The organism is Micromonospora zhanjiangensis (assembly GCF_042650605.1).
GTDB classification, from domain to species: Bacteria; Actinomycetota; Actinomycetes; order Mycobacteriales; family Micromonosporaceae; genus Micromonospora_J; species Micromonospora_J zhanjiangensis.
Map to the genome: position 1 here is coordinate 103,134 of NZ_JBHSBN010000012.1, position 17,588 is coordinate 120,721.

The following is a 17,588-nucleotide window of genomic DNA, read 5'->3' on the forward strand; positions in this document are numbered from 1 at the left end:
GCGTGATGCGGACATCAGGCTGGCGCAGGGTGCCGGCCCTGGCCTGCGTGCTGGTACTGGCGCTGACGGGCTGCGCGGTTGAGGTCCAGCCGCGCGTCGCGCCCCCCGGTCCGCCCGCGAGGACCCCGTGCGGCACGCTGACCCTCGCGGTCAACCCCTGGATCGGGTACGAGGCGAACGTCGCCGTCATCAGCAGCCTGGCCAGGAACCGGCTGAACTGCACGGTGGTGGAGAAGGATCTCAGCGAGGAGGACGCCTGGAAACAGCTCGCCGCCGGTGAGGTCGACGCGATCGTGGAGAACTGGGGACACGACGACCTGAAGAAGCGGTACATCGACGCGGAACGGGTGGCGGTGGAGCACGGGATCACCGGCAACAAGGGCGTCATCGGGTGGTACGTCCCGCCGTGGCTGGCCAAGAAGTACCCGGACATCACCGACTGGCGGAAGCTGAACGACTACGCGCACCTGTTCCAGGCCGAGGGGTCCGACGGCAAGGGACGGCTGCTCGGTGGCGATCCCTCCTACGTCACCAACGACCAGGCGCTGATCCGCAACCTGAAACTGAACTACACGGTCAGCTTCACCGGCAGCGAGGACAAGCTGATCGAGGCGTTCCGCAGGGCCGAGAAGCGGCACGATGCCGTCATCGGGTACTTCTACGCGCCGCAGTGGTTCCTCTCCGAGGTCGACCTGGTGCACGTTTCACTGCCCGCCTACACCCCCGGCTGCGACGCGGACCCGAAGCGGGTGGCCTGCGACTACCAGCCGTACGACCTCGACAAGATCGCGAACCGGGCGTTCGCCGAGTCCGGCAGCCCGGCCGCGACACTGATCAGGAACTTCCGCTGGACCAACGCCGACCAGAACACCGTGGCCCGCTACATCCGGGTGGACAAGATGTCCCGCGACGAGGCGGCGAAGAAGTGGTTGGACGCGAACCCCAAGGTCTGGCAGGGCTGGCTGCCGACCGGCTGATTCGGGGCGGGTGCCGGGCCCGACGGCGTCGCCGGGGAGGAACCCGACGGGAAGTACCATCGACTCCGTCGTCGGTCGACCGCCCGAAGAGGAGTCATGCCAGCCACCGCGTTCGTCTCCACCACCATCCCGTACGTGAACGCGCGGCCCCATCTCGGGCACGCCTTCGAGTATGTCCAGGCGGATTCGATCGCCCGGCACCTCGGGATGGTCGGCCGGGACGTCTACTTCCTCACCGGCTCCGACGAGAACAGCCTGAAGAACGTCCTGGCCGCGGAGAAGGCCGGCGTGACGACCCAGGCCCTGGTCGACCGGAACGTGAGCTACTTCGAGGACCTGCTGGCGTCCCTCGGCGTGGTGACGACCTCCTTCATCCGCACCAGCGTCGACCCGCACCACCTCGACGGCGCGGCGGAGATCTGGCGCCGGCTCGACGCCAACGGCGACATCTACGCCAAGGACTACACGGGCCTCTACTGCGTCGGCTGCGAGCAGTTCTACGAGCCGTCCGATCTGGTCGACGGGAAGTGTCCCGAGCATCTCGTCGAGCCGGAGCCGGTGAGCGAGCGCAACTACTTCTTCCGCCTCTCGCGGTACGCCGATCAGCTGGCCGAGGTTCTCGAGTCGGGCCGGCTGCGGGTGCACCCGCAGACCCGGCTCAACGAGACGCTCAGTTTCATCCGCAGCGGCCTGGCTGACATCAGCATCTCCCGGTCGGCCACCCGGGCCCACGGCTGGGGCATTCCCGTCCCCGGCGACCCCGACCAGGTCATGTACGTGTGGATCGACGCGCTCACCAACTACGTCAACACGTTCGACTGGCTCCACGACGACCCGGGCTACGCGCGGTACTGGGCGGGGGCCGAGCGCCGTATCCACGTCCTGGGCAAGGGTGTGCTGCGGTTCCACGCCGTCTACTGGCCGGCCATGCTGCTCGCGGCCGGGCTGCCGTTGCCCACCGACGTCATGGTCCACGGGTACATCACCAACGCCGGCCAGAAGCTGAGCAAGTCCCTGGGCAACGCGACCGACCCACAGGAACTCCTCGCCGGCTACGGGCAGGATGCCGTCCGCTACTACCTGCTGGCCGAGTTCTCCCCGTTCGGCGACGGCGACTTCGCCGAGGAGCGCCTGGTCGCACGCTACAACAACGACCTCGCCAACGGCGTCGGCAACCTGGTGAGCCGGCTGACCTCCATGGTCGAGCGCTACCGGGGCGCGGTGGTGCCCGCGCGGACGGGCGCCGGTGACCTCGAGGCCGACCTGGCGGCCCGCACGGCCCAGACCGTCCGCGACAGCGTCGCCGCGATGGACCGGTTCGACCACCGGGAGGCCCTGGCCCGGATCGGTGAGCTCGTGCGGCGCAGCAACGCCTACGTCGGCGAGCGCGCCCCCTGGCAGCTGGCCAAGGCCGCCGACGCCGGCGACGAGGAGGCCGCCCGGACGTTGGACGCCGTGCTGTACTGCGGCCTCGACGCCGTCCGGCACATCGCGATCCTGCTGCGGCCGTTCATTCCCGAGGGCAGCCGCCGGTTGCTCGCCGCGGTCGGCGAGGACAGCCGGGGGAGCGTGGATTCGCTGACCGAGCTGGCCGGCCGCCCGGTCGTCAAGGCGGGCCCGATCTTCCCGCGCATCGAACGGTGAGGTGACCCGGCCGACGTCGGCGCTCCGATCGTCGGTTGGACACGGCATTGACGGCAATCACATCGAATCGGATCATCACCTAGGGTGACCGCTCACGGCGGTTCCCTCCATGCGGAGTTTCCGCCGTCCGTCCGTTGTGGTGGCGCATCGCCCAGGTGAGCCTGCTCGAACGACAGGAGTGCCCGTTGAAGCCGATCATCTCCTCCGCCCGCCACCCGAGACCGGCCGCCGTCGTCCCGTCGGGTTCCCGATGGCCGAGACGGGTGGCTGCCCTCGGCACGGCTGTCGCCCTGTCCGTCAGCCTGGCGACGGCCGCGGCCGCGGCTCCCGATCCGAAGCCGGGCGCCGCCGGGAACGGGCTGGCCATCGCGAAGGTCAAGGCCGGCACCAAGGCCGAACGCCAGAAACTGATGGACCTCGGCCTCGATGTGATCGACCTGACCGACACGCACGCCGAGGTGCTGCTGCGCGGCGCGGCCGACCGCGCCCAACTCGCCGGCGGACACTGGCAGGTGGAGCAGGTGTCCGACGCGACGGACCAACTCGCCGCCATGGCGGCCGACCGCGTGACCGAGGCGCGGCGGGAAGCGGCGCGGCGGGCGAACCCCACGAGCCGCACGCTCGCCGCCGGCCTGCCCAGCGGCCGGGTGTCGTACCGGACCCTGGACGAGGCCGAACAGGAGATGCGGGAACTCGAGCGCGGCTACCCGGACAAGGTAAAGGTGTTCGAGCTTTCCCGGAAGTCGCTGCTGGGGCACGCGATCCTGGGCATGGAGATCAGCAGCGACGTGCGCGCCGACTCGGGCAAGCCGGTCTTCCTGACCACCGGCCTGCATCACGCCCGCGAGTGGCCGACGCTGGAATTCACCATGGAGTTCGCCCGGGACGTCCTGCAGAACTACGCCACGGACAGCCACATCAAGGGGCTCGTCGACTCGTCCCGGTTGATCGTCGTGCCGGCGGTGAACCCGGGCGGCTACCAGCTCTCCCGGGACCTCACCAACGAGATGAAGCGCAAGAACTGCCGGGTCGCGGCCGGTCGGGTGCCGACCCGGCAGCAGTGCGCGGCCGCGAGCAGCCAGCAACTCGGCGTGGACCTGAACCGCAACTACGCGGCGTTCTGGGGCGGCCCGGGTTCGAGCGCGTCCACGACCGCCGAGACGCACTACGGCGCGGCCCCCACCTCCGAGCCGGAGATCGCGGCCCTGACCGACCTGCTGAACAGCCGCCAGGTCGTGGTCGCGGTGAACAACCACACGCCGGATGCCCGGTTGCTGCGCGCCCCGGCGTCGCCGCTGGAGCCCGTACCGGCCGAGGTGGCCCTCTACGACGGCCTGGCCCGGCAACTCGGCGCGGCCCTGGGCGGCTGGCCGACCGGTCCCTGGCCCGACGTCTACTACGTCGCCAGCGGCGTGGCGGAGCAGGAGGGCCTGTACGCGAACGGCACCCTCGGCTTCACGCCGGAGCTGACGCCGGGACACGACGGTCTCGAACGATTCCACCCCCGCTACCAGTACGTCATCGACCAGTACCGCGGGACCGGGTACTACGCGGGGTCGAGCATCCGCGACGCGCTCCTCATCGCCTGGGACGCCGCGAACGATCCACGTACCCACTCCATCCTCACCGGGTCGGCCCCGCCGGGCATCGAACTCACCATCAGCAAGGACGTCACGGTCAACTCCTCGCCCGTCGACCGCAACGGGCGGTCGGTCGTGCTGCCGTCCGCCCTGCACATCCAGAGCACGATGCGGGTGCCCGCCGGCGGCCGGTTCGAGTGGCACGTCCTGCCGTCCCTGCGGCAGAGCCAGCAGACCTCCACCCTGCTGCAGGAGAGCTGGGTGGTGTCGTGCCGGAACTCCGCGGGGGAGGTCCAACGGTCGGTCCGGGTCACGATCGGCCGCGGCGAGACCAAGGCCGTCGACATGAGCGGCTGCCCGGCCGGCTGACTGGGAAACCGGGCCGGCTCGACCGGCGGGCAGAATTTCACAAGGCCCAACCCCTCAGCCCTTCACCGCGCCCGCGGTGAGCCCTTCGGTCAGGAAGCGCTGCCCGAAGGCGTACATGATCACGACGGGGATGCTGACGAGCAGTGACGCCGCGGCGAGCTGTCCCTGCGGTACGACGTCCCCGATGATCATCGACTGCATGCCCACGGGGAGTGTCTTGTACTCGTCCTTCGTGATGAACACGAAGGCGAAGAGGAACTCGTTCCAGGCGTTCGTCAGGGTGAACAGCGCGACCGCCAGCAGTCCCGGCTTGGCCAGCGGCAGCACCACCCGGCCGAACGCCTGCAGCCGGGTGCAGCCGTCGACCAGCGCGGCCTCCTCCAACTCGACGGGGATCGACGAGAAGTACCCGGTCAGCAGCCAGGTGGCGAACGGCAGGGTGAAGGTCGGGTAGGTCACCACCAGGGACCACAACGAGTCGGTGAGTCGCGCCCCGATGAGCAACTGGTACAGCGGGATGAACAGCAACGCGCCCGGCATCACGTAGGTGATCAGCACCGTGACGGTGAAGCCCTGCGCCCCGCGGAACCGCAGCCGGGCCAGCGCGTAGCCGGCCAGCGCGGCGCAGACCAGTGCCACCGCGGTGGACGCGGCGGACACCAGCACCGTGTTCAGGTACCAGCGGCCGAACGGTTTGGTGGCGAACAGGTCGGTGAACTGCTGCAGGGTCCACGGCGTCGGCCACAGGTCGTGTTCCCGGACGATGATCTGCCCGTCGGACTTGAAGGCCGTGACGGCGATCCAGTACAGCGGGAACAGGACGAAGACGAGCAGCCCGGCCAGCGCGGCGGCGGAGCCCAGGCCCGACACCAGCGACGACGCCCGGCGACGTCCCCAGGCGTGCAACGCCGAGACCACCCGACCGACCGCCGCCACCACCAGCAGGATCACGCCGAGGACCACCGCCGCCTTCCAGAAGATCTGCGGTGACGCCCAGACCAGCAGACCGGTGACCACCGCGGCGACGACCCAGGGCAGCGCCTTACGCACCGTCGCCGCCCGCCGTGCCGTCCGGGCCCGTCGGCGCGGCCCGGTACCGGCGTCCGGGCGCAGCAACCGGACCAGGACGAACACCAGCCCGCCGATGACCGGCAGCATCACGAGGGTGACCGCCGCCCCGGCGCCGTACTGCAGTTGCAGGATCGCCTTCGAGTAGGCGACCAGCACGTACGGCGCGGTCGCGTTGCCCGGACCGCCCTGGGTGAGCAACCAGATGAGGTCGAAGTTGTTGAACGTCCAGATCGACGACAGGGTCACCGTCACGGTGATCACATGTCGCAGCCCGGGCAGCGTCACGTGGAGGAACCGCTGCCACGACGACGCGCCGTCCACGGTCGCCGCCTCGTGCAGGTCCATCGGGATGGCCTTCAGCCCGGCGAGGAACGCGACGGTGAAGAACGGTACGCCCTTCCACACGTTGACCAGGATCACCGACGGCATGGCCAGCGACGCGTCGGACAGCCAGCCGGCCGGCCAACTGTCCACCAGGTGCAACGTGGCCAGCAGTGGTCCGATGCCCGACTCGGTGAGCAGGACGTTGACGCTGCCGAAGATCGGGTCGAGCAGTGCGCGCCAGCTGAACGCCGTCACCACCGTCGGCACCACCCACGGCAACAGCAGCAGCCCGGCCAGCACGGCCCGCCCCCGGCGCCGGTGGTGCAGCAGCAGGGCCGCGGACAGCCCCAGCACCACCTTGAACACCTCGGCGTACGCGGTGAAGACGAACGAGTTCACCACGCCCGCGCGAAACTGGGCGTCGCCGGCGAGGGCCAGGTAGTTGCCCAGGCCGACGAACACGCTGTGTTGCCCGTGCCGTTCCGTCGTGCTGGTGACGATCGACTGGGCGATCGGCACGAGCACGAGCACGCCGACCAGGACCGCGGTCGGCGCCAGGAACAGGGCCGCCAGCCGCCAGTCGCGACCCAGCCGCCGCTGGGTCGCGGTGAGCGAGCCGGACCCGGGCGGCGAGGACTTCCCCGCCGCCGGGGCCGGCGCCGGCGCGACCGAGCTCACTGCGGCAGCCCCTGCTGGGTGAAGATCTGCACCATCTTCGCGTGGGCGGCCTGCACGGCCTGCGCGGGTGCCGTCCCCTGGAGGACCTGCTGCATCATGTCGGTGAGTACGTAGGCCCCGACGGCGGCCTGCTGGCCCGCGTTGGCCTTCTGCGGGAAGTTCAGACCGTTCTTCGTGGACAGCGGCAGCGACTGCTGGGTGATCTTGCGCATGACGGGGAACGCCGGGTCACCGCCGGTGAAGTACGGGTCGGCGTCCCAGACCTTCTCCCAGGCGGGCAGCGCCAGGCCGGGCGCCTCCTTCGCCACCCCGACCAACGCGGGCGCGCTGACCAGGTACTGCGCCAGGAGTTTGGCGAGCGCGGGGTTCTTGGCACCCTTGAAGACGACGAAGCCCTGGGACTGGCCGAGCAGCAAGGGCTTCTCGGTGGCCGGCCCGATGCAGTCGGTGAAGACGTGGGTGTTGCCGTAGACGGGGTTCTTCTTGGTCTTGGAGTCCGCGTAGACGCTGAACTGGTTGCGGGTGTAGCCGAGGATCCCGGCGAGCCAGTTCTCGTTGTTGCTGGAGTCCGTCCAGGCGGCCACCCCCGGCGGCAGCATCGGCTTGTACTTGGGATTGGTGTAGATGTCACCCAGGAAGGTCACCGCCTGCACCGTCTCGGGGGAGTTGAAGGTGACCTTCGTGCCGTCGTTGGAGACGATCGATCCGCCGTAGGCGTTGATCAGTGCCTCGATCATGCCGTTGGCGTCACCGGACCGGTTCACGGTCATGCCCCAGCCGAACCGGCGCTTGGCCGGGTCCGAGATCTCCAGGCAGACGTCCCGCAGTTCCTCCCAGCTGTAGACGTCCTTGGGGGAGATGCCCTTGTCCTTCATCCAGTCCTTGCGCAGGAACGACCCGATCCCGATGAAGTGGTAGGGGATGGCGAACCACTTGCCGTCGAAGACACAGAAGTTCTTGGACTCCGCGGTGGGCTCGCCGTACTTGGCGGTCAGTGCCTTGACGGTGTCCGTCACGTCCTCCAGGTCACCGAGCGCGTGGAACTGCGCGACGAACCGCGAGTCGGTCATGAACGCCAGATCGCGCGCCACGCCACCCTTCACCTCGGCGTCGATCTTGGCCACCACGTCACCGGCGTCGGCCTGGACCAGGCTGTTCTCGATCTTCGTACCGGTGGCGTCGGCGAACTTCTTGATCGAGGCGTCGAGCGCCGCGTTCGCGCTCTGCGAGTACAACTTCTGCGACAGCACCCCCATCGAGGCACCCTTCATCGACGCCGCGGCGTCGACCAGATCCTTCGGAACCTCCGCCGGCGGCTGGGCCGGCGACGTCGGGGTGGCGTCCCCGCACGCGGCCAGACCGGCCGCGCCGAGCACTCCGGCGCCCAGGCCCAGGAATCCGCGTCGGGACCACAACGGCTTGTCCCCCATGGCATTCGTCTCCTTCGTCTCGTCTCACCGCTGGACACCGAAGGGGCCGGGAGGACCGCCGCCGCCCCTGTCTACACCTGCCAACCGCGTACGAGGACGGATCGGCCGATCGGGTGATCGTGGCCCGCCTCTGCCGCGCGCAGTCATCGGAAAGTCGCCTCGGTGCGCGCCGGGCCGTTCGCCCGACGTACCCCGAGACGTGCACCGCCGCCGGTCCGGAACCTCGGGCCGGCCCGGCGGTGCGCTCACTTTACATATTCCAGAAAGTTGCGCCTAGGGGCGAAACGAAATCAGGGGAAAGGTCCTATTTATGGGCATCAATCACGTGCGCTCGGGGCCGTGGTGTGGGCCTTTGGCGTCCGCCACATGGTGTGCAATGACGGACCTCAATGGCCGCTTGAGCTGCTCCGATGTCGATTCCGCCGCCGGGCGGACGGAATCGGGACGCCTCGACGGGGGCCGACGGGCTTAGGGTTCGTAGCGGACGACAAACAGCACCGTCTATCGCCGAGGGGAGGGAGCGCGGATCCACCCGGCAGCCGCGGACGCCGGGCCCCTCCGCGCGCACCTGATGGAGACTCTGCGCAGCCAGGCAGCACGGTCGGCCGGGCCGGAGGGCGACGCCCTGCGCCGCGGTATGGGCTGGTCGCACGCCGATCTGGCGAGCCCGCACGTGCTCGTCGAGTCCGTCGCCGGCGACAGCCACCCGGGTTCGGTCCACCTGATGGGCCTGGCCGACGAGGCGACGGCCGGGGTGACCGCCGCCGGAGGCCGGCCGGCCCGCTACATGTGCACCGACATGTGCGACGGGATCGCCCAGGGTACCGACGGCATGGACTACAGCCTGCTGTCCCGGGACCTGATCGCGGCGGTGTGCGAGATGCACGCCCGCAGTGGGCACTACGACGCCGTCGTGTTCATCTCCAGCTGCGACAAGGCCGTACCCGCGCACCTGATGGCGGCCGCCCGGCTGGACCTGCCGGCGGTGCACGTGCCCGGCGGCGCCATGGCCGCCGGCCGCGGCGACACGACCGTCGACCAGATCGGCACGATCGCCGCGGCGCTGCGCCGCGGCGAGTTGTCCACCCAGGAGTACCGCGCGTGGGTGGACGCCGCCGTGCCGTCCTGCGGCGCCTGCGCCTTCATGGGCACCGCGCTGACCTCCCAGGTGGTGGCGGAGACCCTGGGCCTGGCCCAGCCGGGCGGCGCGGTCGCCCCGGCGACCGGCGAACGGATCGCGGCGTCCGCCCGGACCGCCGGGGCGCTGGTCCTGGAGCACCTACGGGCCGGGCGCACCGCGCGCACCTTCGTCACCCCGGGTTCGCTGCGCAACGCGATGACCGTGCACGCCGCGATCGGCGGCTCCACCAACCTGCTGCTGCACCTGCCGGCGATCGCGGCCGAGGCCGGTCACGCCATCGACCTGACGCAGCTCCAGGAGATCAACGACACCGTGCCCTACCTGCTGGACACCCGGCCCGCCGGCACCCACCCGGCCAACCTCTTCTGGCACGCCGGCGGCGTACCGGCGTTGCTGAACGAGATCCGCGATCTGCTCGACCTGGATGCCCCGGCGGCGACCGGTCGGCCCTGGGGCGAGGAACTGGACCGGTGGCGGCCGGAGCCGTCGCCGGTGCTGGCCGCCCGCGGCCTCACCGCCGCCGACGTGATCAGGCCGCGGGAGACCCCGCTGGAGGAACGCGGCGCCATCGCGGTGCTGTCGGGAAACCTCGCCCCGCTCGGTGCGGTGGTCAAGCGCAGCGCCGTCGACCGGGCCGGCCGTCGCGTCGTCGGACCGGCGGTGATCTTCGAGTGTCAGGAGGAGGCGCTGACCGCGCTCGCCGAACGGCGGATCCGACCCGGTGACGTGCTGGTGATCCGCAACGAGGGCCCGCGCGGCTCCGGGATGCCGGAGCAGTACTACGTGACCGGCGCCATCGCCGCCGATCCCGAGCTGTCCCGCAGTGTCGCCCTGGTGACCGACGGGAGGTTCTCCGGTGCCTCCCAGGGCCCGTGCGTCGGCCACGTCAGCCCAGAGGCGGCCGTGGGCGGCCCGCTCGCCGTCCTGGAACCGGGCGACGTGGTGCTGGTGGACATCGACGCCCGTCGGCTGGACCTGCTCGGTGCTCCGGACGACCCGTCGACGTCGTGGTCGGCCGCGAACGGCCGGCGACACCTCGACGCCCGGCTCGCCGCGTGGCGCCCCCGGCCCGCGGCACCGGCGTCGGGCATCCTCGGTCTCTACCGCCGGCTGGCCGGCCCGGCGTCCCTCGGCGGCACCCTCACGGGGACAGCGTGACCGTCACGGTACGGGTGTAGAAGTCGCGCGCTGCCGGACCCTGCTCGCGCGGGCCGTAGCTGGACTCCTTCGCCCCACCGAACGGCGCGTGGAAGTCGACGCCGGACGTCGGCGCGTTCACCTTCACCATGCCGACGTCGAGCCGGTCGGCCAGCGTCAGCGCCGCGTTCAACTCGCGCGTGTAGACCGCGGCCACCAGCCCGTGCCGGACCTCGTTGGCCAGGCGTACCGCCTCGTCCACGGAGCCGGCCGGCAGCACCGCGCAGACCGGCCCGAAGTACTCCTCACGTAGCAGGTCGTCGCCGGCCGGCACGTCCGCCAGCACCGTCGGTGCCTGGAACCACCCGTCGCCGTCGGGCTGCCGGGTGCCGGTGAGCAGCCGCGCCCCGCCGCCGGTGACCCGCCGCACCGCCGCCCGGATGGCGTCCCGCGGCCGGCGTTCGACCACCGGACCGACCACCGTGCCGGGGTCCGCCGGGTCACCGAACGGCAGCGCCTCGACGGCCGCGGCGAGCCGCTGCGCGAACGGTTCCGGGTTCCCGACCACGATCACGCGACTGGTGGCCGTGCACTTCTGCCCCGCGTACCCCATCGCGGCCGCGGCGATCGCCGCGGCGGCCGCGTCCTGGTCGGCGTCGGGCAGCACGACGGCGGCGTTCTGCCCGCCCATCTCGCACTGCACCGGGACGCCGCGGCCGACCGCCCGCCGGGCCACGGCCCGGCCGGCCGGCACCGAACCGGTGAACGAGACGGCGTCGGCGGCGTCGACCACCGCCTCCCCGGTCGCGCCGAGGCCGGTGACGACCCGCAGCACGCCGTCCGGGAGGGCGTCGGCGAACAGCTCCGCCAGCCGCAGCGCCACCGCGGGCGACTGCGGAGCCGGCTTGAGCAGGACGGCGTTGCCGAAGGCCAGGGCCGGTGCCGCCTTCCACAGCGGGATCGCCACCGGGAAGTTCCACGGCGTGATCAGCCCGACCAGGCCGTGCGGCCGTCGCCGGGTGTGCAGCAGCGACACCCCGTCCGCCGGCGGGAACACCTCGCCCTCGGGCAGCAGGGCCTGCTGGGCGAAGTACCGCAGGATCGCCACCCCGCGGGCGACCTCCGCGCCCGCCTCGGTCACCGGCTTGCCGACCTCGCGAACCACCAGCGCGGTCAGTTCGCCGGACGCCGCCGCCAGCGCCTGCGCGCAGGCGTGCAGGGCGGCCGCCCGCGTGTGGGCCGGTTCGCGCGCCCAGGACGTTCCCGCGAGCCGCGCCTCCCGGGCCGCCACGGCGACCCGGTCGACCGGGGTGTCCGCGACCCGCACGACGACGTCCGACGGATCCTGCGGCGAACGGCTCTCGATCGTCTGCTCGGTCATGGCTTCCCGCTCTCGGCTCCGGGGTCGCCGACAGTGACGACCGGGTTGGTCAGCGTTCCGAGCTCCGGACACCAGATCTCGACCGTGTCGCCCGGCCGCACCGTGAAGTCCGCGCCGGGCACGAGACCGGTGCCGGTCAGCAGGACCACGCCCGCCGGGAAGCTCAACGCCCGGAACAGCCAGCCGGCGAGGTCCTCGAAGCCGCGCGCCATCGCCGAGGTCGAGGTGGTTCCGGCGTACGCCTCCCGACCGGCCCGCCGCACCCGTACCCCGATCTGGAACGGACCCGGACCGGCCGACCATACCGGCACCACCGCCGGGCCCACCGCGCAGGACCGGTCGTAGACCTTCGCCTGCGGCAGGTAGAGCGGGTTCTCGCCCTCGATCGAGCGGCTGCTCATGTCGTTGCCCAGCGTGTAGCCGAACACCTGACCGGCCGCGTTGAGCACCAGTCCCAGCTCCGCCTCGGGCACGTCCCAGGTGGAGTCGGCCCGCACGCCCACCGGGTCACCGGCACCGACGACCCGCTCCGGGGTGGACTTGAAAAAGATCTCCGGTCGCTCGCTGGCGTAGACCTGGTCGTAGACGGAGCCGTGTCCCGACTCCTCCTTGCGACCCTCCCGGCTGCGCTGGTAGGTCACGCCCGCCGCCCACACCTCCTGCCGGTCGACCGGCGGGAGCGGACCGTCGCCGGGATCCTCGCCGACGGGCTCCCCGGCCGCCTCGATCACGGCTCGGGCCCGGGCCAGCGGCATCGCGAGCAGATCGGCCAGCGTGCCGTCGAGCCGGGCCCACCCGGCCTCGCCGCGCACCGCCCAGCGCGATCCGGCCGGCGTGCGGACCCGGTGCAGAGAGATCGGCATCGGTCCATCATATGGCTCCGCCGTGGCCGACCGGCGCCGCGGGCCCACGGCCGTCGTCCTCGACCACCGCGGGCCGGAAACACGTCGGTGGCGTATGCCATGGTGTCGACTGTGGAATTCGGTCTGCTCGGCCCGTTACGGGTGACCCGGGACGGCGCGGAGCTCCAGATCCGCGCGGGTGGCCAGCGCACGCTGCTCGCCACGCTGCTGTTGCGGGGCAACGGGATCGTCCCGGTCGACGAACTCGTCGAACGGCTCTGGGAGACCGTGCCGCCGCCGAGACCGAAGGCCGCGCTGCACGTCCAGATCTCCCGGCTGCGGCGGGCACTCGGCACCCCGGATCCCATCCAGACGGTTCCCGGGGGCTATCGGATCCCGCTCCGCCCCGGCCAACTGGACCTGGAGGTGTTCGACACCCTGGTCCGCCGGGCCGCCGCCAGCGGGGAGCCGGCCGAGCAGTCCCGGCTGCTCGGCGAGGCGCTCGGCCTGTGGCGCGGGCCGGCGCTGGTCGACGTGGCCTGCGAGGCGCTGCACCGGGACGTGGTCCCCGCGCTGGCCGAGCGCCGCGCGCAGGCCCTCGAACGGCGCATCGACGCGGACCTGCGCCTGCGCCGGCACGCCGAGCTGCTGCCGGAGCTGCGCGCGCTGACCGCCGAGTCGCCGCTGCGGGAGCGGTTCTGGGGCCTGCTGATGGTCGTGCTGTACCGGTCCGGCCGGCCGGCCGAGGCCCTGGAGGCGTATCGGACGGCCCGCCGGCTCCTGATCGACGTGCTGGGGATCGAGCCCGGTCCGGAGTTGCGTCGGCTGGAACGCGGGGTGCTCGCGGGCGACCCGGAGTTGCTGCACCCCGTCGCCGCCGCGCCGCCGGTGGTGCCACACACCTGGACGCCGCAGTACCAGCTACCGCGCGAGGTGGCCGGCGTGGTCGGACGGGACCGGTTCGTCGACGAACTGGTCGACCGGCTGACCGGGCCCGGGCCGGTGCCGGTCGTCGCGATCTACGGCGGCGCCGGAGTCGGCAAGTCGACCCTGGCGGTCACCGTCGCGCACCGGGTGGCCGGGTCCTTCCCGGACGGCCAGTGGTACGTCCGCCTCGACGGCGCGGGGCGGGTCGGCCGGGACCCGGTCGAGGTCCTCGGCGAGCTGCTGCTGGCCGCCGGGGTGCCGCCGGCGTTGACACCGCGCGGCGGTTCGGCGCGGGCGGCCGCGCTGCGGGCCCGGCTCGCCGGCCGGCGGGTCCTGCTGCTGCTCGACGACGCCGCCGACGCCGCGCACGTCGAGGACCTGCTGCCGGGCACGGCGGGCAGCGCGGTCCTGGTCACCAGCCGCCGGGACCTGCGGGGCCTGGCGGTGCGGCACGGCTCGCACGGGCTGGCGCTGCCGGTCCTCACGGCGGAAGCGGGCGGCACACTGCTGGCGACCGCACTGGGTGCCAGCCGTACCGGGACCGAGCCCGGTGCCGTCGCCGAGCTGGTCGAGCTCTGCGCGCGGCTGCCGTTGGCCCTGCGGATCGCGGCCGCCAACCTCGACCTGCACCGCGACCGGTCGATCGGCAGCTACGTCGACCAGTTGCGCGACGGCGACCGGCTCAGCCGCCTACAGGTCGCGGGGGACTCGCAGGCGGCGGTACGGGCCGCCTTCGACCTGTCCTACCAGGGGCTCGATCCGGCGGTCGCCCGGATGTTCCGGCTGCTCGGACTGATCCCCGGCGCCGACTCCACCGCCGAGACGGCGGCGGTGCTGCTGGATCGGCCCGAGCCCGAGGCGCGGCGGTTGTTGGAGGCGCTCGCCGCCACCAGCCTGATCCAGCAGCACAGCCCCGACCGGTACCGGTTCCACGACCTGCTCCGGCTCTACGCCGGCGAGCGGGCGCGGGCCACCGACGGTGTCGCCGAGCGCGCCGAGGCGATCGGTCGGCTGTTGCGGTACCAACTCGGCCGGGTCGACAGCGCCGTGGCGATGCTCTACCCGTCGATGGGCCGGATCGCCCGCCCGGCCGTCGCCGGCGTCGGATTCGGCACGCACCGGGAGGCGTTGGCCTGGTTGGACGCCGAGCGGGTCAACCTGGTGGCCGCCGCCCGGCACGCCGGCACGCACGGCCCCGCCGAGCTGACCTGGCACCTCGCCGACGCGCTCCGGGGCTACTTCGCGGCCCGTCGGCTCGACGACGACTGGGAGCAGGTGACCTCGGCGGGGCTCGCGGCGGCGGAGGCGGCCGGGGAACCGTACGCGCAGTCGGCCATGCACCACAGCCTGGGCCTGTTGCACGGCTACCGGGCGGAGTACCCGCCGGCACACGAGCACTACCAGCGGGCGATCGCGCTGCGGCAGGCGGCCGGGCGGGACGACGCCACCGGGCCCCTCTACAACAACCTCGGCATGCTGTACACCTCGCGGGGCATGAACGACGAGGCGAAGGAGTACTTCCGGCGGGGGATCGCCGTCGAGCGGTCTCGGCCGTCGCCGAGCGGCATCGCGACCAAACTCGCCAACCTGGCCACCGTCGAGTTCGCCGGCGGGGACCTGCACGCCGCCGTCGAACACCTGCGGGAGGCCGCCGCCATCCTGGCGGTCCGGGACATGTCGCCGAGCGCGCACCTGCGGTTCACCCTCGGCCAGTGCCTGCATCGGCTGGGCGACACCACCGCCGCCGCGGTCGAGTTGACCCAGGCGCTCGCCGACAGCCAGGAGACCGGCTACAGCCTCGCGGCGGCCTACTCGTTGTACGGCCTGAGCGAACTCCGTTGCGACCTCGACGATCTCGACGGTGCGGCGGAGTACGCCGCCGCCGCGCTGGCCCTGGCCCGGGAGATCCGCAGCCCGGCCGCGGAGGTCGACGCGCTGACCGCCTCCGGCGTCGTGCAGCGCCGCCGGGGCGAGCACCTGCAGGCCATCGCGCTGCACACCCGCGCCTTGGACCTCGCCCGGACGACCGACGAGCGGCGGGCCGGCGCCATCACCCAGGTCTGGCTCGCCGCGGCGCTGACCGAGTCCGGTCAGCCGGCACCCGCGCGGGAGCACGCGTCGGCGGCGCTGGCGGCGACCCGCCGCTACGGCTACCGGGTGTCCGAGGCCCGGGCGTTGGCCGTCCTCGCCCGGTTGCACCTGGTCACGGGGGCGGCGGCCGAGGCGGCCGAGGCGGCCCGGCAGGCGGTGGCCCTGCACCGGGCCACCGGCTACCGTCCGCCCCGCTTCGAGGCGGAGATCCTCCGCGCCGCCTCGGGTTGACCCCCGGATCGCAGGTGGGCCCGTGGCGCCGCGCGTCAGGCCGCCGTGGTCGCTCCGATCCGCTCGGAGAACTCGACCAGGCGGTTGGAGAAGCCCCACTCGTTGTCGTACCAGCCGAACACCTTGACCTGGTTGCCGGCGGCCTCGGTCAGCGGCGCGTCGAAGATCGACGAGTACGGGTTGCCGACGATGTCCGCCGAGACCAGCGGCGCCTCGGAGTACTGCAGGTAGTGCCGCAGCCGCTCGGAGTCGGCCGCCTCGCGGAACGCCGCGTTGACGTCCTCGACGGTGGCGCTGCGCCGCAGGACCACGGTGAGGTCGGTGACCGAGCCAACCGGGACGGGGACGCGCAGCGCCGCACCGGTGAGACGGCCGTCGAGTTCCGGGATGACCTTGCCGATCGCCTTCGCGGCGCCCGACGACGTCGGAATGATCGAGACGGCCGCCGCGCGGGCCCGGCGCAGGTCGGAGTGCGGCGCGTCGTGCAGCCGCTGGTCGCCGGTGTACGCGTGGATCGTCGTCATCAGCCCCGACTCGACGCCGAACGCGTCGTTGAGCACCTTCGCCAGCGGCGCCAGCGAGTTCGTGGTGCACGAGCCGTTGGAGAAGACGTCGTGGCTGTCCGGGTCGAGCCGGTCGTCGTTCACCCCGGGGACGAACGTGGGGACGTCCCCCTTGGCCGGCGCCGAGATGACGACCTTCCGCGCGCCGCCGGAGAGGTGGGCCGCCGCCGCGCCGCCGTCGGTGAAGTGGCCGGTGGCCTCGATGACGACGTCGGCGCCGACGTCGCCCCAGGCGATGGCGGCCGGATCGGACTGTGCGAAGACCCTCATCCGCGTGCCCCCGACGGTGATCACGTCGCCGTCCACGGCGACGCCGTCGAGGTGACCGGAGACGGAGTCCCACTCGAGCAGGGTGGCCAGCGTACGGGCGTCGGTGAGGTCGTTGACCGCGACCACCTCGACGTCGGCGTTGTTCGCCAGCGCCGCACGCAGGTAACTGCGTCCGATCCGGCCGAACCCGTTGATGCCGATGCGTACCGTCATGACGTTCAGTTCCTCCTGTTGTTCGTGCCGGTGGGTACGGCTGGTGCCGCCGCGCGGAGCAGGTCGAGGGCGCCGGCGCGGGCGTCGTCGAACGGGCCCGGGTCCTGCTGGGCGATCGCGAGCACGTAACCGCCCTGCAGGACGGCCATCAGGGTGTGGGCGAGGCGCTCCGGATCGAGGTCGGCCCGCAGTTCGCCCGCGGCGACCGCCTCGCGCAGCACCTTCGCCCAGCGAAGATGGACCTGGGTGAACGCGCGCGCCACCGGGGCGAGCAGCGCCGGGTCCTCGCGGACCTGCGGGTCCTGGGTCATCCGGCCGACCTTGCAGCCCTTGAGGGCGTCGCGCGGACGCATCAGGTAGGCCTCGATCCGGGCCATCGGTGCGCCCGGACCGTCCAGCTCGGACGCGGCGGGCAGCAGATCGGCGACGTTGCGCTCCAGGGCGGCGAGCGCCAGGTCCTTCTTGGTGGGAAAGTGGTGGTACATGCTGCCCTGGCCGACGCCGGACCGTTCGCGTACGTCACGCGGGCTGGTGTCGGCGTAGCCGCGCTCCCACATGAGCTGGCTCATCGTGTCGACCAGAAGTTGCCGCGAGTCCATGGGGCCAGTGTACATACCAGTAGGTACAGCCTCGTCGAGGAAGGGCTTACCAGCGTCAGCCCTTCCGTTGGTCGGCGCGCAGGGTCACGGCCGCCGGCTGTGGCCTACCGAAGGTAGGGT

Annotated in this window: 11 protein-coding genes; 5 read left to right on the plus strand and 6 right to left on the minus strand. The window is 72.2% G+C overall.

Going from position 1 to position 17,588, the window contains the following annotated elements; genetic code table 11:
* Positions 1-5 precede the first annotated feature (5 nt).
* The 3 genes from ACFOX0_RS18710 (at position 6) to ACFOX0_RS18720 (ending at position 4,570) form a co-directional block, all read left to right on the plus strand.
* The gene (locus tag ACFOX0_RS18710) at positions 6-977 is read left to right on the plus strand and encodes an ABC transporter substrate-binding protein (protein ID WP_377547701.1); all 972 of its coding nucleotides are present in this window, start codon (positions 6-8) and stop codon (positions 975-977) included.
* A gap of 96 nt (positions 978-1,073) precedes the next feature.
* Positions 1,074-2,621 carry a methionine--tRNA ligase gene (metG, locus tag ACFOX0_RS18715; RefSeq protein WP_377547568.1) on the plus strand — a complete coding sequence of 516 codons (1,548 nt, stop codon included), beginning with the start codon at positions 1,074-1,076 and terminating at the stop codon, positions 2,619-2,621.
* 155 nt (positions 2,622-2,776) lie between these two features.
* On the plus strand, positions 2,777-4,570 hold the full coding sequence (locus ACFOX0_RS18720) for a M14 family zinc carboxypeptidase (protein WP_377547570.1): 1,794 nt from the start codon (positions 2,777-2,779) through the stop codon (positions 4,568-4,570).
* 54 nt (positions 4,571-4,624) lie between these two features.
* Here ACFOX0_RS18720 and ACFOX0_RS18725 read toward each other — a convergent pair whose 3' ends face one another.
* Together ACFOX0_RS18725 and ACFOX0_RS18730 are read right to left on the minus strand one after the other, a co-directional pair.
* Positions 4,625-6,643 carry an ABC transporter permease gene (locus ACFOX0_RS18725; protein ID WP_377547572.1) on the minus strand — a complete coding sequence of 673 codons (2,019 nt, stop codon included), beginning with the start codon at positions 6,641-6,643 and terminating at the stop codon, positions 4,625-4,627.
* Positions 6,640-8,073 carry an extracellular solute-binding protein gene (locus ACFOX0_RS18730; protein ID WP_377547574.1) on the minus strand — a complete coding sequence of 478 codons (1,434 nt, stop codon included), beginning with the start codon at positions 8,071-8,073 and terminating at the stop codon, positions 6,640-6,642. The genes ACFOX0_RS18725 and ACFOX0_RS18730 overlap by 4 nt, the downstream gene beginning before the upstream one ends.
* A 571-nt stretch (positions 8,074-8,644) precedes the next feature.
* On the opposite strand from ACFOX0_RS18730, the gene ilvD reads away from it, so the two are divergent.
* Positions 8,645-10,372 carry a dihydroxy-acid dehydratase gene (ilvD, locus tag ACFOX0_RS18735; protein ID WP_377547576.1) on the plus strand — a complete coding sequence of 576 codons (1,728 nt, stop codon included), beginning with the start codon at positions 8,645-8,647 and terminating at the stop codon, positions 10,370-10,372.
* Here ilvD and ACFOX0_RS18740 read toward each other — a convergent pair.
* Together ACFOX0_RS18740 and ACFOX0_RS18745 are read right to left on the minus strand one after the other, a co-directional pair.
* Entirely contained in the window at positions 10,356-11,732 is a 1,377-nt protein-coding gene (locus ACFOX0_RS18740; protein ID WP_377547578.1) for an aldehyde dehydrogenase family protein, read from the minus strand. The two genes, ilvD and ACFOX0_RS18740, sit on opposite strands and share 17 nt — an antisense overlap.
* On the minus strand, positions 11,729-12,595 hold the full coding sequence (locus tag ACFOX0_RS18745; RefSeq protein ID WP_377547580.1) for a fumarylacetoacetate hydrolase family protein: 867 nt from the start codon (positions 12,593-12,595) through the stop codon (positions 11,729-11,731). Before ACFOX0_RS18745 ends, ACFOX0_RS18740 begins: the two co-directional genes overlap by 4 nt.
* Before the next feature lie 111 nt (positions 12,596-12,706).
* On the opposite strand from ACFOX0_RS18745, the gene ACFOX0_RS18750 reads away from it, so the two are divergent.
* On the plus strand, positions 12,707-15,823 hold the full coding sequence (locus ACFOX0_RS18750) for an AfsR/SARP family transcriptional regulator (RefSeq protein ID WP_377547582.1): 3,117 nt from the start codon (positions 12,707-12,709) through the stop codon (positions 15,821-15,823).
* A 35-nt stretch (positions 15,824-15,858) separates the two neighbouring features.
* Here ACFOX0_RS18750 and gap read toward each other — a convergent pair whose 3' ends face one another.
* Positions 15,859-16,869, minus strand: coding sequence for a type I glyceraldehyde-3-phosphate dehydrogenase (gene gap, locus ACFOX0_RS18755; RefSeq protein ID WP_377547584.1), 1,011 nt, complete (start codon positions 16,867-16,869; stop codon positions 15,859-15,861).
* Positions 16,870-16,874: 5 nt separating this feature from the next.
* Positions 16,875-17,468, minus strand: a complete 594-nt coding sequence (locus ACFOX0_RS18760; RefSeq protein ID WP_377547586.1) for a TetR/AcrR family transcriptional regulator — start codon at positions 17,466-17,468, stop codon at positions 16,875-16,877.
* Positions 17,469-17,588: the final 120 nt, after the last annotated feature.

Bases quoted from the DNA above. Each gene is read 5' to 3' on its own strand.
- ACFOX0_RS18710 (WP_377547701.1), top strand. From the start codon at position 6: ATGCGGACATCAGGCTGGCGCAGGGTGCCGGCCCTGGCCTGCGTGCTG.
- metG (WP_377547568.1), top strand. From the start codon at position 1,074: ATGCCAGCCACCGCGTTCGTCTCCACCACCATCCCGTACGTGAACGCG.
- ACFOX0_RS18730 (WP_377547574.1), bottom strand. From the start codon at position 8,073: ATGGGGGACAAGCCGTTGTGGTCCCGACGCGGATTCCTGGGCCTGGGC.
- ilvD (WP_377547576.1), top strand. From the start codon at position 8,645: ATGGAGACTCTGCGCAGCCAGGCAGCACGGTCGGCCGGGCCGGAGGGC.
- ACFOX0_RS18740 (WP_377547578.1), bottom strand. From the start codon at position 11,732: ATGACCGAGCAGACGATCGAGAGCCGTTCGCCGCAGGATCCGTCGGAC.
- ACFOX0_RS18745 (WP_377547580.1), bottom strand. From the start codon at position 12,595: ATGCCGATCTCTCTGCACCGGGTCCGCACGCCGGCCGGATCGCGCTGG.
- gap (WP_377547584.1), bottom strand. From the start codon at position 16,869: ATGACGGTACGCATCGGCATCAACGGGTTCGGCCGGATCGGACGCAGT.
- ACFOX0_RS18760 (WP_377547586.1), bottom strand. From the start codon at position 17,468: ATGGACTCGCGGCAACTTCTGGTCGACACGATGAGCCAGCTCATGTGG.